Raw genomic sequence first — 15284 nt, 5'->3', positions numbered from 1 at the left:
ACGCCCTGCCTATCACGGGCACGCCGGGGCGGCTCGGCGCCGATGCCCCAAGGGACCGGGCACCGGCGTGCGTGTCAGCCCGTGCGCGCCAAGGCCCGTGCCAGGGCGACGAGTTGACCGACCGCCGGATGCGGGGAGGCGCTGCGCCAGGCGAGGAAGACGGGCGCGCGCGGGGCGTCGGACAGCGGGCGGTACGTGACACCGCGGTGCGCGTGCATCTGCGCGGTGGAGGCGACCGAGGCGCCCACCCCCCGGCCCGCGGCGATCGCGGTGAGCCAGTCGTCCGTGTTCGCCACCGTGATCGTCGCCGCGGGCCGGATCTCCTCGGGCCACAGCTCCGGCGTGGTCAGGCCGGAGACCGAGTTCAGGACGACCGGACCCGCCGTGAGGTCCGCCAGGGTCAGCGAGTCGCGCGCCGCGAGCGGGCCGTCCGACGGCACGGCCGCCACCCGCGCCTCCGTGAACAGCAGCTCGGTCGCGAGGCCGGGTGTGTCCACGAGGCCGCGCAGCACGGCGGCGTCGACCTCGCCGCGGGCGAGCCCCGCCGTACGGTCGTCGATCCTCAGCAGCTCGAGCGGCGTGTCCGGGTGCTCCCGCTGCCAGCGCCGCAGCAGCGGGGTGGTGTACGGGCCGAGGGCCGACCAGGCGTGTCCGAGCCGCAGGGGCCGGTGGCGCAGTCGTCCGGCGTCGAGGGCCTCGTCGAAGGCGGTGACCGCGGCGGCGGCCCTGTCGCGGAAGGCCCGGCCCTCCGCGGTGAGCTCGACGTGGTGGGTGGAGCGGTCGACAAGCCGGACGGCGAGGTGCTGTTCGAGGGCGGCGAGCGAGCGGGAGACGCTGGGCTGGGTGAGGCCCAGCAGAGCCGCCGCCCTGGTGACGCTCGACTCCTGTGCGACGGCGAGGAAGCAGCGGAGGTGGCGCAGCTCGATGCTCATACGCGTGGAGCATAACCGCAGCGAGATATGTATTTCACGCATGACGCCCGGGTCCGTAGCGTGGTGAGGGACTTGGACGGGCGAGGGCACAGGGAGGCCGGGGTGAAGGACGCGCAGTCCGCTGGTGCGGACGCCGGGGCGCAGACGGGCGGCGCGACGGTCGCGCTGCCGGAGGCGGCGGGCGCGGCGGCGCAGGCGGCCGGTGGCGCGGGCAGTCCTCCGCCTCCCTCCGGTGTCCGGCGTTCCCTCGGGCCGGTGGCGCTCGTCGTCGCGGGCGGCCTGTCGGTGCAGTTCGGCGCCGCTGTCGCCGTCATGCTGATGCCGCGGGCGGGCGCGCTGGGCGTCGTCACGCTGCGGCTGGTGCTCGCGGCCCTCGTGCTGTTCGTGGTCTGCCGGCCACGGCTGCGCGGGCACTCCCGCGCGGACTGGGGCACCGTGATCACGTTCGGTGCCGCCATGGGCGGGATGAACATGCTCTTCTACCAGGCCGTGGACCGTATCCCGCTCGGCACGGCGGTCACGCTGGAGGTGCTCGGTCCGCTCGCGCTGTCGGTGATCGCGTCCAGGCGGCTGGTGAATCTGCTGTGGGCGGGGCTCGCGCTCGGCGGTGTGGCCCTGCTCGGCGGCGGCGGCTTCGACCGGCTCGACCCGGTCGGCGCGGCCTACGCCCTGGCCGCGGGCGGTATGTGGGCGGCGTACATCGTCTTCAGCGCCCGTACCGGGCGGCGCTTCCCGCAGGCGGACGGGCTGGCGCTGGCGATGGGCGTGGGCGCGCTGATCAGTCTGCCGTTCGGGCTGGTGGAGGCCGGTTCACGGCTGTGGGTGCCGTCCACGCTCGGGCTGGGTCTCGCGGTGGCGCTGATGTCGTCGGTCCTGCCGTACACCCTGGAGCTGCTGGCGCTGCGCAGGCTGCCCGCCGCGACGTTCGCGGTGCTGATGAGCCTCGAGCCGGCGATCGCCGCGGGGGCCGGTTTCCTCCTGTTGAACCAGGCGCTGTCGCCGACGGAGAGTCTGGCGATCGCGCTGGTCATCGCGGCGAGCATGGGCGCTGTGCGGACCCAGGAGGCCGGGAGGAGGAAGAGCGTCCCGGAATAGTCAAAGCAAGCATGCTTGATTGTTTCTCCGGTCGCTGCCATGCTCCGGGGCACGAACCGTCGTGCCCACAGGGGAGCGTCACGTGTCCGAACCCGCCGTCGTCCTCGACGACCTGCGCAGCGAAAGCGATGAACTCGACCGGCTGGTGCGCGGGCTGAGCCCACGCGAGTGGGCGGCCACGACGCCCGCGGAAGGCTGGACCGTCGCCCACCAGATCGCCCACCTCGCCTGGACCGACCACGTCGCCCACCTCGCCGTCACCGACGCCGACGCGTTCGCCGCCGAAGTCGAGAAGGCCGTCGCCGCGCCGCACACCTTCGTCGACGACGGCGCCGCCGAGGGCGCCGCCCTGCCACCCGCCGAACTGCTGGACCGCTGGCGCGCCGGCCGGGAGCGGCTCCTGCGGGCCCTGAGCGAGGCACCGCCCGGCAGCCGCTTCCCCTGGTACGGCCCGCCGATGAGGACCGCGTCGATGGCGACCGCCCGGCTGATGGAGACCTGGGCACACGGCCAGGACGTCGCCGACGCCCTCGGCGTCGTACGGACCCCGACCGCCCGGCTCGCCCAGATCGCGCGGATCGGGTTCCGCACGCGGGACTACGCGTACGGCATGAACGGCCTGACCCCGCCCGCCGCGCCGTTCCGCGTCGAGCTCACCGGCCCCGCCGGCGAGAGCTGGGCGTACGGCCCCGAGGACGCCGCCCAGCGGGTCAGCGGACCCGCGCTGGACTTCGCGCTGCTCGTCACCCGCCGCGCCCACCGCGACGACCTCGCCCTGCGCGCCGAGGGAGCGGACGCCGACCGCTGGCTCGACATCGCGCAGGCGTTCGCGGGACCGCCCGGAAAGGGCCGCGAGCCCAGCGGCGTGCGCACGGCGGGCGCGCCCTCCGCGCCTGCCGCGCCTGCTGTGCCGCACGCGCCTGCTGCGTCGGCTGTGCCGGCTGTGCCTGCCGTGCCGGTCGTGCCGGCCGGGCCGGTCGTGGCCGGTGTGCACGCCGAGCCGCACGCGCCCGCCGCGCCCGCCGCGTCTGCTGCGTCGACTGTGCCTGCCGCGCCCACCGCGCCGGCTGTGTCGGCCGCGCCCGCCGCGACGCACGTGCCCGCCGCGCCGGGGCGCGCTTCGGCGGACCCGGCCGGGGCCGCACCCGCCGAGGACGGCAGGCCGTGACCGCCGAGCCGGGGCCGGTCGCGGATCGCGGGCACCACGGCGGCCCTCCCCTCCGGATCGGGAACGCCTCCGGGTTCTACGGCGACCGCTTCGACGCGATGCGGGAGATGCTCACCGGCGGTCCGCTCGACGTCCTCACCGGGGACTATCTCGCCGAGCTGACCATGCTCATCCTCGGCCGCGACCGGCTGAAGGACCCGGCCCTCGGTTACGCGAAGACCTTCCTCCGGCAGCTGGAGGACACCCTCGGACTCGCCCACGAACGCGGAGTGCGCATCGTCGTCAACGCGGGCGGCCTCAACCCCGCCGGCCTCGCCGGCGCCGTGCGGGAACTCGCGGAGAGGACCGGCGTACCCGCCCGCGTCGCGCACGTCGAGGGCGACGACCTGGCCGCCCGCTTCCCCGGCGCGCTCACCGCCAACGCCTACCTCGGCGGCGCCGGGATCACCGCCTGCCTGACCGCCGGCGCGGACATCGTCGTCACCGGCCGGGTCACCGACGCGGCCCTCGTCACCGGGGCGGCGGCCTGGCGGTTCGGCTGGGGTCCGCAGGCGTACGACGAGCTCGCGGGCGCCGTCGTCGCCGGGCACGTCCTCGAATGCGGCACCCAGGCCACCGGCGGCAACTACGCGTTCTTCGCCGAGCCGGGCCGGGACGTGCGCCGGCCGGGATTCCCCGTCGCCGAGATCCACCCCGACGGCAGCTGTGTCATCACCAAGCACGAAGGCACCGGCGGCTTCGTCGACACCGGCACCGTCACCGCCCAGCTCCTGTACGAGACGGGCGGCGCCCGGTACGCGGGCCCCGACGTGACCGCGCGGCTCGACACCGTACGCCTCGAGCAGCAGGGCCCCGACCGCGTACGGATCTCCGGAGTGCGCGGCGAAGCCCCGCCGCCCACCCTCAAGACCGGGCTGAACCGGCTCGGCGGCTGGCGCAACGAGGTGGTGTTCGTGCTCACCGGCCTCGACATCGAGGCCAAGGCGCGCCTGGTGAAGGACCAGTTGGAGGACGCCCTCGGAAAGCAGCCGCCGGCCGGACTGCGCTGGGAACTGGCGCGCACGGAACACGAGGACGCCGACACCGAGGAACGGGCCAGTGCCTACCTGCGGCTCGTCGTGCGCGACCCGGACGCCGCGAAGGTCGGACGGGCGGTGAGCAGCGCGGCGATCGAGGCGGCGCTCGGCAGCTACCCCGGCTTCCATGTGACCGCCCCGCCCGGCAAGGGCGCGCCGTACGGGGTGTTCGAGGCCGCTCACGTCGACGCGACCGAAGTGCCGCACACGGCGGTCCTGCCGGACGGCAGCCGGATCGCGGTCCCGCCGCCCGCGCGGACCCGGACGCTCGACGACGTACCGCCGCCCGCGCTGCCGGAGCCGCTGCCCGCGGGACCCGTCCGCCGCGCCCCCCTCGGACTGGTCGCCGGAGCCCGCAGCGGCGACAAGGGCGGCGACGCCAACATCGGCGTCTGGGCCCGCACCGACGACGCCTGGCGCTGGCTCGCCCACGAACTGACCACGGACCGGCTGCGCGAACTGCTCCCGGAGACCGCGGACCTGGCCGTCGCACGGCACGTACTGCCGAACCTGCGCGCCCTGAACTTCACGGTCGCGGGCCTCCTCGGCGAAGGAGTCGCCGCCCAGGCCCGTTTCGACCCGCAGGCCAAGGCGCTCGGCGAATGGCTGCGCGCACGTCATGCCGACATCCCGGAGGCTCTGCTGTGACCGTCCTCGGCTCGGCCGTCGACCCGACCGGCCCCGAACACGCCGCCCACCGTGCCGCCATGCTCGACAAGCTCGCCGAGCTGGACGGCGAGCACGCCAAGGCGCTCGCGGGCGGCGGCGAGAAGTACGTCGCCCGGCACCGGGCGCGCGGCAAGCTGCTCGCCCGCGAACGCATCGAGCTGCTGATCGACCCGGACACGCCCTTCCTGGAGCTGTCGCCGCTCGCCGCCTGGGGCAGCGACTACCCGGTGGGCGCGTCGATCGTCACCGGCATCGGGGTCGTCGAAGGCGTCGAATGCCTGATCACCGCCAACGACCCGACGGTGCGCGGCGGGGCGTCCAACCCGTGGACCCTGAAGAAGGCGCTGCGCGCCAACGAGATCGCGCGCACCAACCGGCTGCCCGTGATCTCGCTCGTGGAGTCCGGCGGCGCGGACCTCCCGTCGCAGAAGGAGATCTTCATCCCGGGCGGTGCGCTCTTCCGGGACCTGACCCGGCTCTCGGCGGCCGGCATCCCCACCGTCGCGGTCGTCTTCGGCAACTCGACCGCGGGCGGGGCGTACGTGCCCGGCATGTCCGACCACACCGTCATGATCAGGGAGAGGTCGAAGGTCTTCCTCGGCGGACCGCCGCTGGTGAAGATGGCGACGGGCGAGGAGAGCGACGACGAATCGCTCGGCGGCGCCGAGATGCACGCCAGGACCTCGGGACTCGCCGACCACTTCGCCCTCGACGAGCCCGACGCGCTGCGCCGGGCACGGCGGATCGTGGCCCGCCTCAACTGGCGCAAGGCGCACGCCGATCCGGGGCCGGCCGAACCCCCGAAGTACGCGGCGGACGAACTGCTCGGCATCGTGCCGGACGACCTGAGGACCCCGTTCGACCCGCGCGAGGTGATCGCGCGGATCGTGGACGGCTCGGACTTCGACGAGTTCAAGCCCCTGTACGGCGCCGCCCTGGTGACGGGCTGGGCGTCGCTGCACGGCTATCCGGTGGGGGTGCTGGCCAACGCACGGGGCGTGCTGTTCAGCGAGGAGTCGCAGAAGGCGGCCCAGTTCATCCAGCTCGCCAACCAGCGCGACGTACCCCTGCTGTTCCTGCACAACACCACCGGCTACATGGTCGGCAAGGAGTACGAGCAGGGCGGCATCATCAAGCACGGCGCCATGATGATCAACGCGGTGTCGAACAGCCGGGTGCCGCACCTGTCGGTGCTCATGGGCGCGTCGTACGGCGCCGGGCACTACGGCATGTGCGGCCGGGCGTACGACCCCCGCTTCCTGTTCGCCTGGCCCGGCGCCAAGTCCGCCGTCATGGGCCCGCAGCAGCTGGCCGGCGTCCTGTCGATCGTGGCCCGCGCCTCCGCCGCCGCGAAGGGGCAGCCGTACGACGACGAGGCCGACGCGGGGCTGCGGGCGATGGTCGAGGCACAGATCGAGTCCGAGTCACTGCCGATGTTCCTGTCCGGGCGGCTGTACGACGACGGGATCATCGACCCCCGCGACACCCGGACCGTGCTCGGCCTGTGTCTGTCCGCGATCCACACGGCACCGGTCGAAGGCGCGCGAGGCGGCTTCGGCGTCTTCCGAATGTGAGGAGCACCGCTGTGATTTCCACTGTCCTCGTCGCAGGCCGCGGCGAGATCGCGTGCCGCGTCTTTCGCACCTGCCGCGAGCTGGGCATCGCGACGATCGCCGTGCACTCCGACGCGGATGCCGGAGCCCTGCACGTACGGGAGGCGGACGCGGCCGTACGACTGCCCGGCTCGGCGCCCGCCGAGACCTATCTGCGCGGCGACCTCGTCGTGAAGGCGGCACTGGCGGCCGGCGCGGACGCGGTGCACCCCGGCTACGGATTCCTCTCGGAGAACGCGGAGTTCGCCCAGGCGGTGACGGACGCCGGGCTCCTCTGGATCGGGCCGCCGCCGGCCGCGATCGAGGCGATGGCGTCCAAGACGCGGGCCAAGCGGCTCATGGGGATCGCACCTCTGGACCCCGCGTCGGTCGGGGAAGCGGACCTGCCCGTCCTGGTCAAGGCCGCGGCGGGCGGCGGCGGCCGCGGAATGCGCGTCGTCCGGGCCCTGGCCGACCTCGCCGGTGAGCTGGAGACGGCCCGCTCCGAAGCCGCGTCGGCGTTCGGCGACGGCGAGGTGTTCGTCGAGCCGTACGTGGAGAACGGCCGCCACGTCGAGGTCCAGATCATGGCCGACGCGCACGGCACGGTCTGGGCGCTGGGCACCCGGGACTGCTCGCTGCAGCGCCGCCACCAGAAGGTCGTCGAGGAGTCGCCCGCGCCGGGCCTCGCCCCCGAACTGGTCGCCGAGCTCCACGCACTCGCCGTCGGCGCGGCGCGCGCCGTCGACTACCGGGGGGCCGGCACGGTCGAGTTCCTCGTCGCGGACGACGGCCGGACCCACTTCCTCGAGATGAACACCCGGCTGCAGGTCGAGCACCCGGTGACGGAGATGGTGTTCGGCCTCGACCTCGTCGCCCTCCAACTCGCCGTCGCCGAAGGCGCGGCGCTGCCCGCCGACCCGCCGCAGGCGAAGGGCCACGCCGTGGAGGCCCGTCTGTACGCCGAGGACCCGTCCACCGGCTGGACCCCGCAGACGGGACCGCTGCACATCCTCGACATTCCCGGGGCGCACGCCCCCGGCGTCCCGGGCGGGCACGCGTCCGGCATCCCGGGCACCGCCCCCACCCTGCGGGTCGACACCGGATACGGCGGAGGAGACGCCATCGGGGTCCACTACGACCCCATGATCGCCAAGGTCATCGCCTGGGCGCCCACCAGGGCGGAGGCCGTCCGGAAGCTCGCGCACGGCCTGCGGCGCGCGCGGGTGCACGGGCCCGTCACCAACCGGGAGCTCCTCGTCGCGTCGCTGGAGCACCCCGACTTCGCCGACGGGCGGCTCGACACCGGGTTCTACGAGCGCAACCTCGGCGAACTGACCGGGCCCGCCCCCGGCGAGGAGCACGCCGCCGTCGCCGCGGCGATCGCGGACGCCGCCGGGCGCGAGGGCCGCTTCGGCGGAGCCTGGCGCAACCTCGCCTCCCAGGCGCAGCTCAAGGCGTACGGCGACCACGAGATCCGCTACCGGCCCGCCCGTGACGGCGGATTCGAGCTCGTGGACCGGCCCGGCGTACGGGTGGTGTCCGCGCGGCCGGACCGTGTCGTGCTCGAGGTCGACGGCGTCGTACGGGGCCACGACGTCGCCCGCCACGGCGACACCGTGTACGTCGACTCGCCCACCGGGGCCCACACCCTGACCCCGCGCCCCCGGTTCACCGACCCGGCCGACCGGGCCGAACCAGGTTCGCTGACCGCGCCCATGCCAGGGACCGTCGTCCGGCTCGGCGACGGCGTCGCGGAGGGCGCCCGGGTCGAACAAGGACAGCCACTCCTGTGGCTGGAGGCCATGAAGATGGAGCACAGGATCGTCGCTCCCGCCTCCGGCACGCTCACCGCGCTCCACGCCGCCGTCGGCCGCCAGGTCGAGGTCGGTGCCCTGCTCGCCGTCGTCAACGAGGAAGCACAGGAGGCACCCGAGTCATGAGCACCATCGAGAGCCAGGAGCACAAGGACCTGCGCGAGGCCGTCGCCGCGCTCGGCCGCCGGCACGGCCGGGACTTCGACCGCGCCGCCCTCTGGGCGGAGGCCGGAAAGCTCGGCTACCTGGGCGTGAACATCCCCGAGGAGTACGGCGGCGGAGGTGGCGGCATCAGTGAACTGTCCATAGTCCTCGAGGAGTCCGGCGCCGCGGGCTGCCCGCTCCTCATGATGATCGTGTCGCCCGCCATCTGCGCCACCGTCATCGCCCGCTTCGGCACCGAAGAGCAGAAACGGCAGTGGCTGCCGGGACTCGCCGACGGCAGCCTCACCATGGCGTTCGGCATCACGGAGCCCGACGCCGGCTCGAACTCGCACCGGATCACCACCACCGCCCGCCGCGACGGGGACGGATGGACACTCTCCGGCCGCAAGGTCTTCGTCTCCGGCGTCGACATCGCCGACGCCACCCTCATCGTCGGCCGCACGGAGGACGCCCGGACCGGCAGCCTCAAGCCCTGCCTGTTCATCGTCCCCCGCGACTGCGAGGGCTTCCACCGTTCCGCGATCGACATGGAACTCCGGGCGGAGGAGAAGCAGTTCGAACTCGTCCTCGACGACGTACGACTGCCCGCGACGGCACTCGTCGGTGGGGGTCCCTCCCACACCGCAGGCTGTGGAGGAGAGGACGCCGGCCTGCTCCAGCTGTTCGCCGGACTCAACCCCGAGCGGATCATGACGGCCGCCTTCGCCATCGGCATGGGCAGGTACGCGCTCGCGCAGGCCGTCGAGTACGCCAGGACCCGCCAGGTCTGGAAGACCCCCATCGGCGCCCACCAGGCCGTCGCCCACCCCCTCGCCCAGGCCCACATCGAACTGGAACTGGCCCGCCTCATGATGCAGAAGGCGGCCGCCCTGTACGACGCGGGCGACGACATCGGCGCGGGCGAGGCCGCGAACATGGCCAAGTACGCCGCCGCGGAGGCGTGCGTGAAGGCGGTCGACCAGGCCGTGCACACCCTCGGCGGCAACGGACTCACCCGCGAGTACGGCCTCGCCAAGCTGATCGCCGCGTCCCGCGTCGCCCGGATCGCACCCGTCAGCCGCGAGATGATCCTGAACTACGTGTCCCATCAGTCCCTGGGGCTCCCCAAGTCGTACTGACAGACGACATTCTGGCCGTTCCACCAACGCCGAGGGGGCCCTCATGGTGTTCCGCAGCAGCTACGCAGATGTACCGGCCGTCGTCGAACCCATCCACGACGCCGTGCTCGCACGAGCCGCCGAGTACGGCGACACCGTCGCCCTCGTCGACGGAGTGAACGGCACCACCGTCACCTACCACCAACTCGACCTGTTCCACCGGAGGATCGCCGCGGCACTCGCCGACGCGGGTGTCGGCAAGGGAGACGTGCTCGCCCTCCACAGCCCCAACACGATCGCCTACCCGGCCGTCTTCTACGGCGCCACGCGCGCCGGCGCGACCGTCACCACCGTCCATCCGCTGTCCACGGCGGAGGAGTTCGCCAAACAGCTGCGCGACTCCTCCGCCCGCTGGATCGTCACCGTCTCCCCACTGCTCGAGGTGGCCCGCAGAGCCGCCGAACTCGCCGCCGGGATCGAGGAGATCTTCGTCTGCGACCGGGCGGACGGGCACGTCAGCATCCTCGACATGCTCGGCTCCACCGCACCCGAACCCGTCGTCGACATCGACCCGTCACAGGACGTCGCCGCCCTGCCGTACTCGTCGGGCACCACCGGTGTCCCCAAGGGCGTGATGCTCACCCACCGGTCCATCGCCACCAACCTGGAACAGCTCGCACCCGTCGCCCCCGCCGGTGAAGGGCACCGCATCCTCGCCGTCCTGCCGTTCTTCCACATCTACGGCCTGACCGCCCTGATGAACGCCCCGCTGCGCCAGGGCGCGACGGTCGTCGTGCTGCCGCGCTTCGACCTGGACACGTTCCTGAGGGCCATCCAGGAACACCGCATCAACGGGCTGTACGTCGCCCCGCCGATCGTGCTCGCCCTCGCCAAGCACCCCGCCGTCGCCAAGTACGACCTGTCGTCGCTGGAGTACATCCTCAGCGCCGCCGCACCGCTCGACGCGAAACTCGCGGAGGCCTGCTCGAAGCGGCTCGGACTCCCGCCGGTACGGCAGGCGTACGGGATGACCGAGCTGTCTCCCGGCACCCACGTCGTCCCCCTCGACGCCGATGACCCGCCGCCCGGCGCCGTCGGACTCCTGCTGCCCGGCACCGAGATGCGCATCCTCGGCCTCGACGGCTCCGGCGGCGAACTCGGCACCGGGGAGGAGGGCGAGATCGTGATCCGCGGCCCGCAGGTCATGAAGGGCTACCTCGGCCGGCCCGACGCCACCGCCGCGATGATCGACACCGACGGCTGGGTCCACACCGGCGACATCGGACGGGTCGACGACGACGGCTGGCTGTTCGTCGTCGACCGGGTCAAGGAACTCATCAAGTACAAGGGCTTCCAGGTCGCCCCGGCCGAACTCGAGGCCCTGCTGCTCACCCACGACGCGATCGCCGACGCGGCGGTCATCGGCGTGCGGGACGAGGACGGCAACGAGATCCCGAAGGCGTACGTCGTCAGGCAGCCGGCCGCCGACGGCGGCACCCGCGGTGCCGCGGAAGCCGGCCGGCTCACCGAGGAGGACGTCCTCGCGTTCGTCGCCGAACGCGTCGCCCCCTACAAGAAGATCCGCCGGGTCGAGTTCATCGACGGCGTCCCGCGCGCCGCATCGGGGAAGATTCTGCGACGGGAACTGCGGGACCGCGAGAAAGGCGCCGCACAGTAGCGCATGGCCGGCACGAGCACGACCGGTACGAAGGAGCAGCGCATGACCGTCGTCAACGCCCATGACCGGGGCGTCACCACCCTCACCCTGGACGCCCCGGCGAACCGCAACGCACTGTCGTCGGCGCTCGTCGGGGAGCTCGCGGGCGCGCTCACCGAGTGCGCCGGCGACCCGTCCGTACGAGCCGTGGTCCTGACCCACACCGGGTCCACGTTCAGCGCGGGAGCGGACCTGAAGGCGCCCCCCAGCCCGTACGCCTTCGTGGCCCTGCTGCGGCAGATCGTGGCACTGCCCAAACCCGTGGTGGCGAGGATCAGCGGTCATGTGCGCGCGGGCGGCCTCGGCCTGGTCGGCGCCTGCGACATCGCCGCGGCGACGACGGACTCCGACTTCGCGTTCACCGAAGTGCGCATCGGCGTCGCGCCCGCCGTCATCTCGCTCCCGCTGCTGCCGCGCATGGAGCCGCGCGCCGCCGAACGCTACTACCTCACCGGGGAACGCTTCGGCGCCGCGGAGGCGGCCCGCAGCGGTCTGCTCACCCTCGCCGCGGACGACGTCGACGACGCCCTGGCACCACTCCTCGACGGGCTGCGCCGGGCCTCCCCGCAAGGGCTGGCGGCATCGAAACAACTGGTCACCGCTAGGGTGCTGGAAACCTTCGACCGGGACGCGGAAGACCTGGTCCAGCGCTCGGCATCGCTGTTCGCATCGGCAGAGGCGCGCGAAGGGATGACAGCATTCCTCGAACGACGGGACCCCGCATGGGCGTTGTGACGCCACCGACCGCCAAGGCCCCCAAGCAGGACCGCAGCCGGGCGACCCGGCAGCGGCTGCTGGAGGCCGCGGTGGCATGCCTGGCCGAGGTCGGCTGGGCCGGTTCCACGGTCTCCGTCGTCGCCGAGCGGGCCGGCGTGTCACGCGGCGCCGCCCAGCACCACTTCCCGACCAGGGAGGACCTGTTCACGGCAGCGGTCGAGTACGTGGCGGAGGAGCGCTCGCAGGCACTGCGAGCGCTCCCGTCACAGGACCGCACCGCGGTCGTCGCGGCCCTCGTCGACCTCTACACCGGCCCCGTCTTCCGCGCCGCGCTGCACCTGTGGGTCGCCGCCTCCAACGAGGAGCAACTCCGCCCGAGGGTCACCGAACTCGAGGCCAGGGTCGGCCGCGAGACCCACCGGATCGCGGTCCGCCTGCTGGGCGCGGACGAGTCCCGCCCCGGCGTCCGCGAGACCGTCCAGGGCCTGCTCGACATGGCCCGCGGCCTGGGCCTCGCGAACCTCCTCACCGACGACACGGCCCGGCGCGAGCGGGTGGTGGCGCAGTGGGCGGCGCTGGTGGAGGAAGCACTGGCCCGGTGACCCGTCCGGCGAACCGGCGCCGGACAGGCCCTTGAACGGCGCGGGTCCACAGCCGCCGCGCAGCCGTGGAGCGCCGTCGAACCCCGCGCCTCAGTCGACGATGTCGCCGTACCCCGCGATCTCACGCGGGCTGCGCGCACCCGGACCCACATAACGCGCCGAAGGACGCACCAGGCGGCCCGTGCGCTTCTGCTCGAGGATGTGCGCCGACCAGCCCGCCGTACGGGCACAGCTGAACATCGACGTGAACATGTGCGCCGGAACCTCCGCGAAGTCCAGCATGATCGCGGCCCAGAACTCGACGTTCGTCGCCAGCACCCGGTCCGGGCGGCGGTTGTGCAACTCCTCCAGCGCGGCCTTCTCCAAGGCTTCCGCCACCTCGAAGCGCGGCGCCGCCAGCTCCTTCGCCGTACGGCGCAGCACGCGGGCCCGCGGGTCCTCCGCCCGGTAGACACGGTGGCCGAAGCCCATCAGACGCTCGCCCTTGTCGAGCGCCTTCCTCACGTACGCCGTCGCGTCGCCGGTGCGCTCGATCTCCTCGATCATGCCGAGGACGCGGGACGGCGCACCGCCGTGCAGCGGACCGGACATCGCACCCACCGCACCCGACAGGGCCGCGGCCACATCGGCGCCCGTGGAGGCGATGACACGGGCCGTGAACGTGGACGCGTTCATGCCGTGCTCCGCGGCCGACGTCCAGTACGCGTCGACGGCCTTGACGTGCCTCGGGTCGGGCTCGCCGCGCCAGCGGATCATGAACCGCTCGACAACGGACTCCGCCTTGTCGATCTCGCTCTGCGGCACCATCGGCAGACCCTGGCCGCGGGCACTCTGTGCCACGTACGAGAGGGCCATCACGGCCGCCCGCGCCAGGTCGTCCCTGGCCTGTGCCTCGTCGATGTCGAGGAGCGGTTTGAGACCCCACACGGGGGCGAGCATCGCCAGCGCCGACTGCACGTCGACCCGGATGTCACCGGAGTGCACCGGGATGGGGAACGGCTCCGCGGGCGGCAGGCCCGGGTTGAACGCACCGTCGACCAGCAGGCCCCAGACGTTCCCGAAGGAGACGCTTCCCACCAGGTCCTCGATGTCGACACCCCGGTAGCGGAGCGAACCGCCCTCCTTGTCCGGTTCGGCGATCTCCGTCTCGAACGCGACGACTCCCTCGAGTCCAGGTACGAAGTCGGACATCAGGCGGCTCCTCAAGACGTGTGCGACAAGCGGTGGCCGACGGCTGTGGGTCGGTCACCCCGGTGATGCCCCGTGCGGCCGGTGGTCACCCGCCGCCGGGAGGCAGGCACGATATCCCCTGCTGTATGGAGGCCACAGAGGCCCGACCCAAGATTTTGGCCGGTCCGCCCGATGCGGGGAAGCGTGATAACCGGCACACTGCCCCAATTCGCGGCGGGAGGGTTGGCGGCACTCCGTGCCGGGCAAACTCGATCTCTGCGGCAGGATGGCGTCGTGACCGACCACGCCGCCGCTCCCGAACCCGGCCCCTCGGACGTGACCGTCTCGGGCCTGCCCGCACCCGACCCGGCCGGGACCGAACTCGTCGTCCCGGACCCCGCCGTCATGCGCGAGCAGTACCGCTCGACACCGCTCGACGAGAACGCCCTGGCCGCCGGGCCCATGGAACAGTTCGCGCAATGGTTCGCGGAGGCCGCCGCGGCCGCCCTCCTGGAACCCAACGCGATGATCGTCTCCACGGCCACGCCTGACGGCCGGCCCTCCTCGCGCACGGTGCTCCTGAAGCAGTACGACGCCCGCGGCTTCGTCTTCTTCACCAACTACGACTCGCGCAAGGGCCGCGAGATCGACGCCAACCCGTACGTGTCGCTGCTGTTCCCGTGGCATCCGCTCGAGCGCCAGATCATCGTCACCGGCACGGCGTCCCGCATCGCCCGCGAAGAGACCGCCGCCTATTTCGGAAGCCGGCCGTACGGCTCCCGGCTCGGCGCCTGGGCGAGCGACCAGTCCGCGGTGATCGCCTCACGCGAGGACCTGCTGCGCCGCTACGAGGAGCTGTCCGCGCGCTACCCGGAGGGTGAACCGGTGCCCGCGCCCCCGCACTGGGGCGGCATCCGCGTCGTACCCGACGCGGTGGAGTTCTGGCAGGGCCACGAGAACCGCCTCCACGACCGGCTGCGCTACGTCACCGCGGACGGCGGCTGGCGGGTCGAACGCCTGGCGCCCTGACGGCGGGCCCGGGGACGCAGACGACCCGTGGGCCTTTGGTCCCTCCGTCCGGACGGAGGGAGCCGGCCGGACTTACCGGCGGCCCACGGGTCGGGTGACTGCTTGGGTTTCGGCAGACGACCTGCCGAGGTGCACAGAGTGCGACGGCAGGCCGTTAGCCCGCAGTCACCTCACGAGTCCGAAAAGAAATCATGTTTTCGGATCACCTCCTTTCGCGTGTGCCCACAGCCTAGGAACCGGCTCGGGACGGTTCAAGCGATTTACGGGCCCGTTTCCGTGAGCGGCTTTTCCACCGCCTCGAGGTCGTCGCAGGCGGGGCGGTCGCGGGTCTTCGGGGCACGGGTCTTCGGGGCACGGGTCTTCGGGTCGTGGGGCGATTTCGGGGAAGCCTGTGTGTCGTGGGTCACGTTGAAGTTGAATGGGCTCGGTCATCGGTGC

At 72.9% G+C, this 15284-nt stretch carries 11 protein-coding genes and 1 pseudogene; 10 read left to right on the top strand and 2 right to left on the bottom strand.

Annotation, left to right across the window (positions count from 1 at the left end):
* Positions 1-74: 74 nt before the first annotated feature.
* Positions 75-932, bottom strand: a complete 858-nt coding sequence (locus tag ACFYV1_RS19195; RefSeq protein WP_389396681.1) for a LysR family transcriptional regulator — start codon at positions 930-932, stop codon at positions 75-77.
* A 102-nt stretch (positions 933-1034) separates the two neighbouring features.
* On the opposite strand from ACFYV1_RS19195, the gene ACFYV1_RS19190 reads away from it, so the two are divergent.
* The 9 genes and pseudogenes from ACFYV1_RS19190 to ACFYV1_RS19150 all read left to right on the top strand — a co-directional run bounded on the left by ACFYV1_RS19190 (position 1035) and on the right by ACFYV1_RS19150 (position 12647).
* On the top strand, positions 1035-2027 hold the full coding sequence (locus tag ACFYV1_RS19190; RefSeq protein WP_389396680.1) for a DMT family transporter: 993 nt from the start codon (positions 1035-1037) through the stop codon (positions 2025-2027).
* A gap of 82 nt (positions 2028-2109) precedes the next feature.
* Positions 2110-2892 (top strand): annotated as a pseudogene (locus tag ACFYV1_RS19185) (TIGR03084 family metal-binding protein); the annotation flags it as partial.
* Between the two features lie 299 nt (positions 2893-3191).
* The gene (locus ACFYV1_RS19180; protein ID WP_389396679.1) at positions 3192-4919 is read left to right on the top strand and encodes an acyclic terpene utilization AtuA family protein; all 1728 of its coding nucleotides are present in this window, start codon (positions 3192-3194) and stop codon (positions 4917-4919) included.
* Positions 4916-6514, top strand: coding sequence for an acyl-CoA carboxylase subunit beta (locus ACFYV1_RS19175; RefSeq protein WP_389396678.1), 1599 nt, complete (start codon positions 4916-4918; stop codon positions 6512-6514). The genes ACFYV1_RS19180 and ACFYV1_RS19175 overlap by 4 nt, the downstream gene beginning before the upstream one ends.
* An 11-nt stretch (positions 6515-6525) precedes the next feature.
* Positions 6526-8475: a biotin carboxylase N-terminal domain-containing protein gene (locus ACFYV1_RS19170; protein ID WP_389396677.1), complete on the top strand. Its 1950-nt coding sequence runs from the start codon at positions 6526-6528 to the stop codon at positions 8473-8475.
* Positions 8472-9632: an acyl-CoA dehydrogenase family protein gene (locus ACFYV1_RS19165; protein ID WP_389396676.1), complete on the top strand. Its 1161-nt coding sequence runs from the start codon at positions 8472-8474 to the stop codon at positions 9630-9632. The genes ACFYV1_RS19170 and ACFYV1_RS19165 overlap by 4 nt, the downstream gene beginning before the upstream one ends.
* 43 nt (positions 9633-9675) lie before the next feature.
* Positions 9676-11289 (top strand): 4-coumarate--CoA ligase family protein, encoded by a 1614-nt coding sequence (locus tag ACFYV1_RS19160; RefSeq protein WP_389396675.1) that lies wholly within the window; start codon positions 9676-9678, stop codon positions 11287-11289.
* Between the two features lie 3 nt (positions 11290-11292).
* Complete coding sequence (locus tag ACFYV1_RS19155; protein WP_389396674.1) at positions 11293-12063, top strand: enoyl-CoA hydratase family protein; 771 nt, start codon at positions 11293-11295, stop codon at positions 12061-12063.
* Complete coding sequence (locus ACFYV1_RS19150) at positions 12051-12647, top strand: TetR/AcrR family transcriptional regulator (protein ID WP_389396673.1); 597 nt, start codon at positions 12051-12053, stop codon at positions 12645-12647. The genes ACFYV1_RS19155 and ACFYV1_RS19150 overlap by 13 nt, the downstream gene beginning before the upstream one ends.
* Before the next feature lie 90 nt (positions 12648-12737).
* On the opposite strand, the gene ACFYV1_RS19145 is transcribed toward ACFYV1_RS19150, so the two are convergent.
* Positions 12738-13838 (bottom strand): citrate synthase 2, encoded by a 1101-nt coding sequence (locus tag ACFYV1_RS19145; RefSeq protein ID WP_389396672.1) that lies wholly within the window; start codon positions 13836-13838, stop codon positions 12738-12740.
* Positions 13839-14111: 273 nt separating this feature from the next.
* On the opposite strand from ACFYV1_RS19145, the gene pdxH reads away from it, so the two are divergent.
* Entirely contained in the window at positions 14112-14846 is a 735-nt protein-coding gene (gene pdxH, locus ACFYV1_RS19140; protein WP_389396671.1) for a pyridoxamine 5'-phosphate oxidase, read from the top strand.
* The last annotated feature ends 438 nt before the right edge of the window (positions 14847-15284 follow it).

Source organism: Streptomyces sp. NPDC003023, from assembly GCF_042888225.1.
In the GTDB taxonomy this organism is placed as follows: Bacteria; Actinomycetota; Actinomycetes; order Streptomycetales; family Streptomycetaceae; genus Streptomyces.
This window is presented reverse-complemented; position numbering and strand designations above follow the sequence as displayed.

What these genes read in the sequence shown, in the direction of transcription:
- ACFYV1_RS19195 (WP_389396681.1), bottom strand. Translation starts at nt 932, where the DNA reads ATGAGCATCGAGCTGCGCCACCTCCGCTGCTTCCTCGCCGTCGCACAG.
- ACFYV1_RS19165 (WP_389396676.1), top strand. Translation starts at nt 8,472, where the DNA reads ATGAGCACCATCGAGAGCCAGGAGCACAAGGACCTGCGCGAGGCCGTC.
- ACFYV1_RS19160 (WP_389396675.1), top strand. Translation starts at nt 9,676, where the DNA reads ATGGTGTTCCGCAGCAGCTACGCAGATGTACCGGCCGTCGTCGAACCC.
- ACFYV1_RS19155 (WP_389396674.1), top strand. Translation starts at nt 11,293, where the DNA reads ATGGCCGGCACGAGCACGACCGGTACGAAGGAGCAGCGCATGACCGTC.
- ACFYV1_RS19150 (WP_389396673.1), top strand. Translation starts at nt 12,051, where the DNA reads ATGGGCGTTGTGACGCCACCGACCGCCAAGGCCCCCAAGCAGGACCGC.
- ACFYV1_RS19145 (WP_389396672.1), bottom strand. Translation starts at nt 13,838, where the DNA reads ATGTCCGACTTCGTACCTGGACTCGAGGGAGTCGTCGCGTTCGAGACG.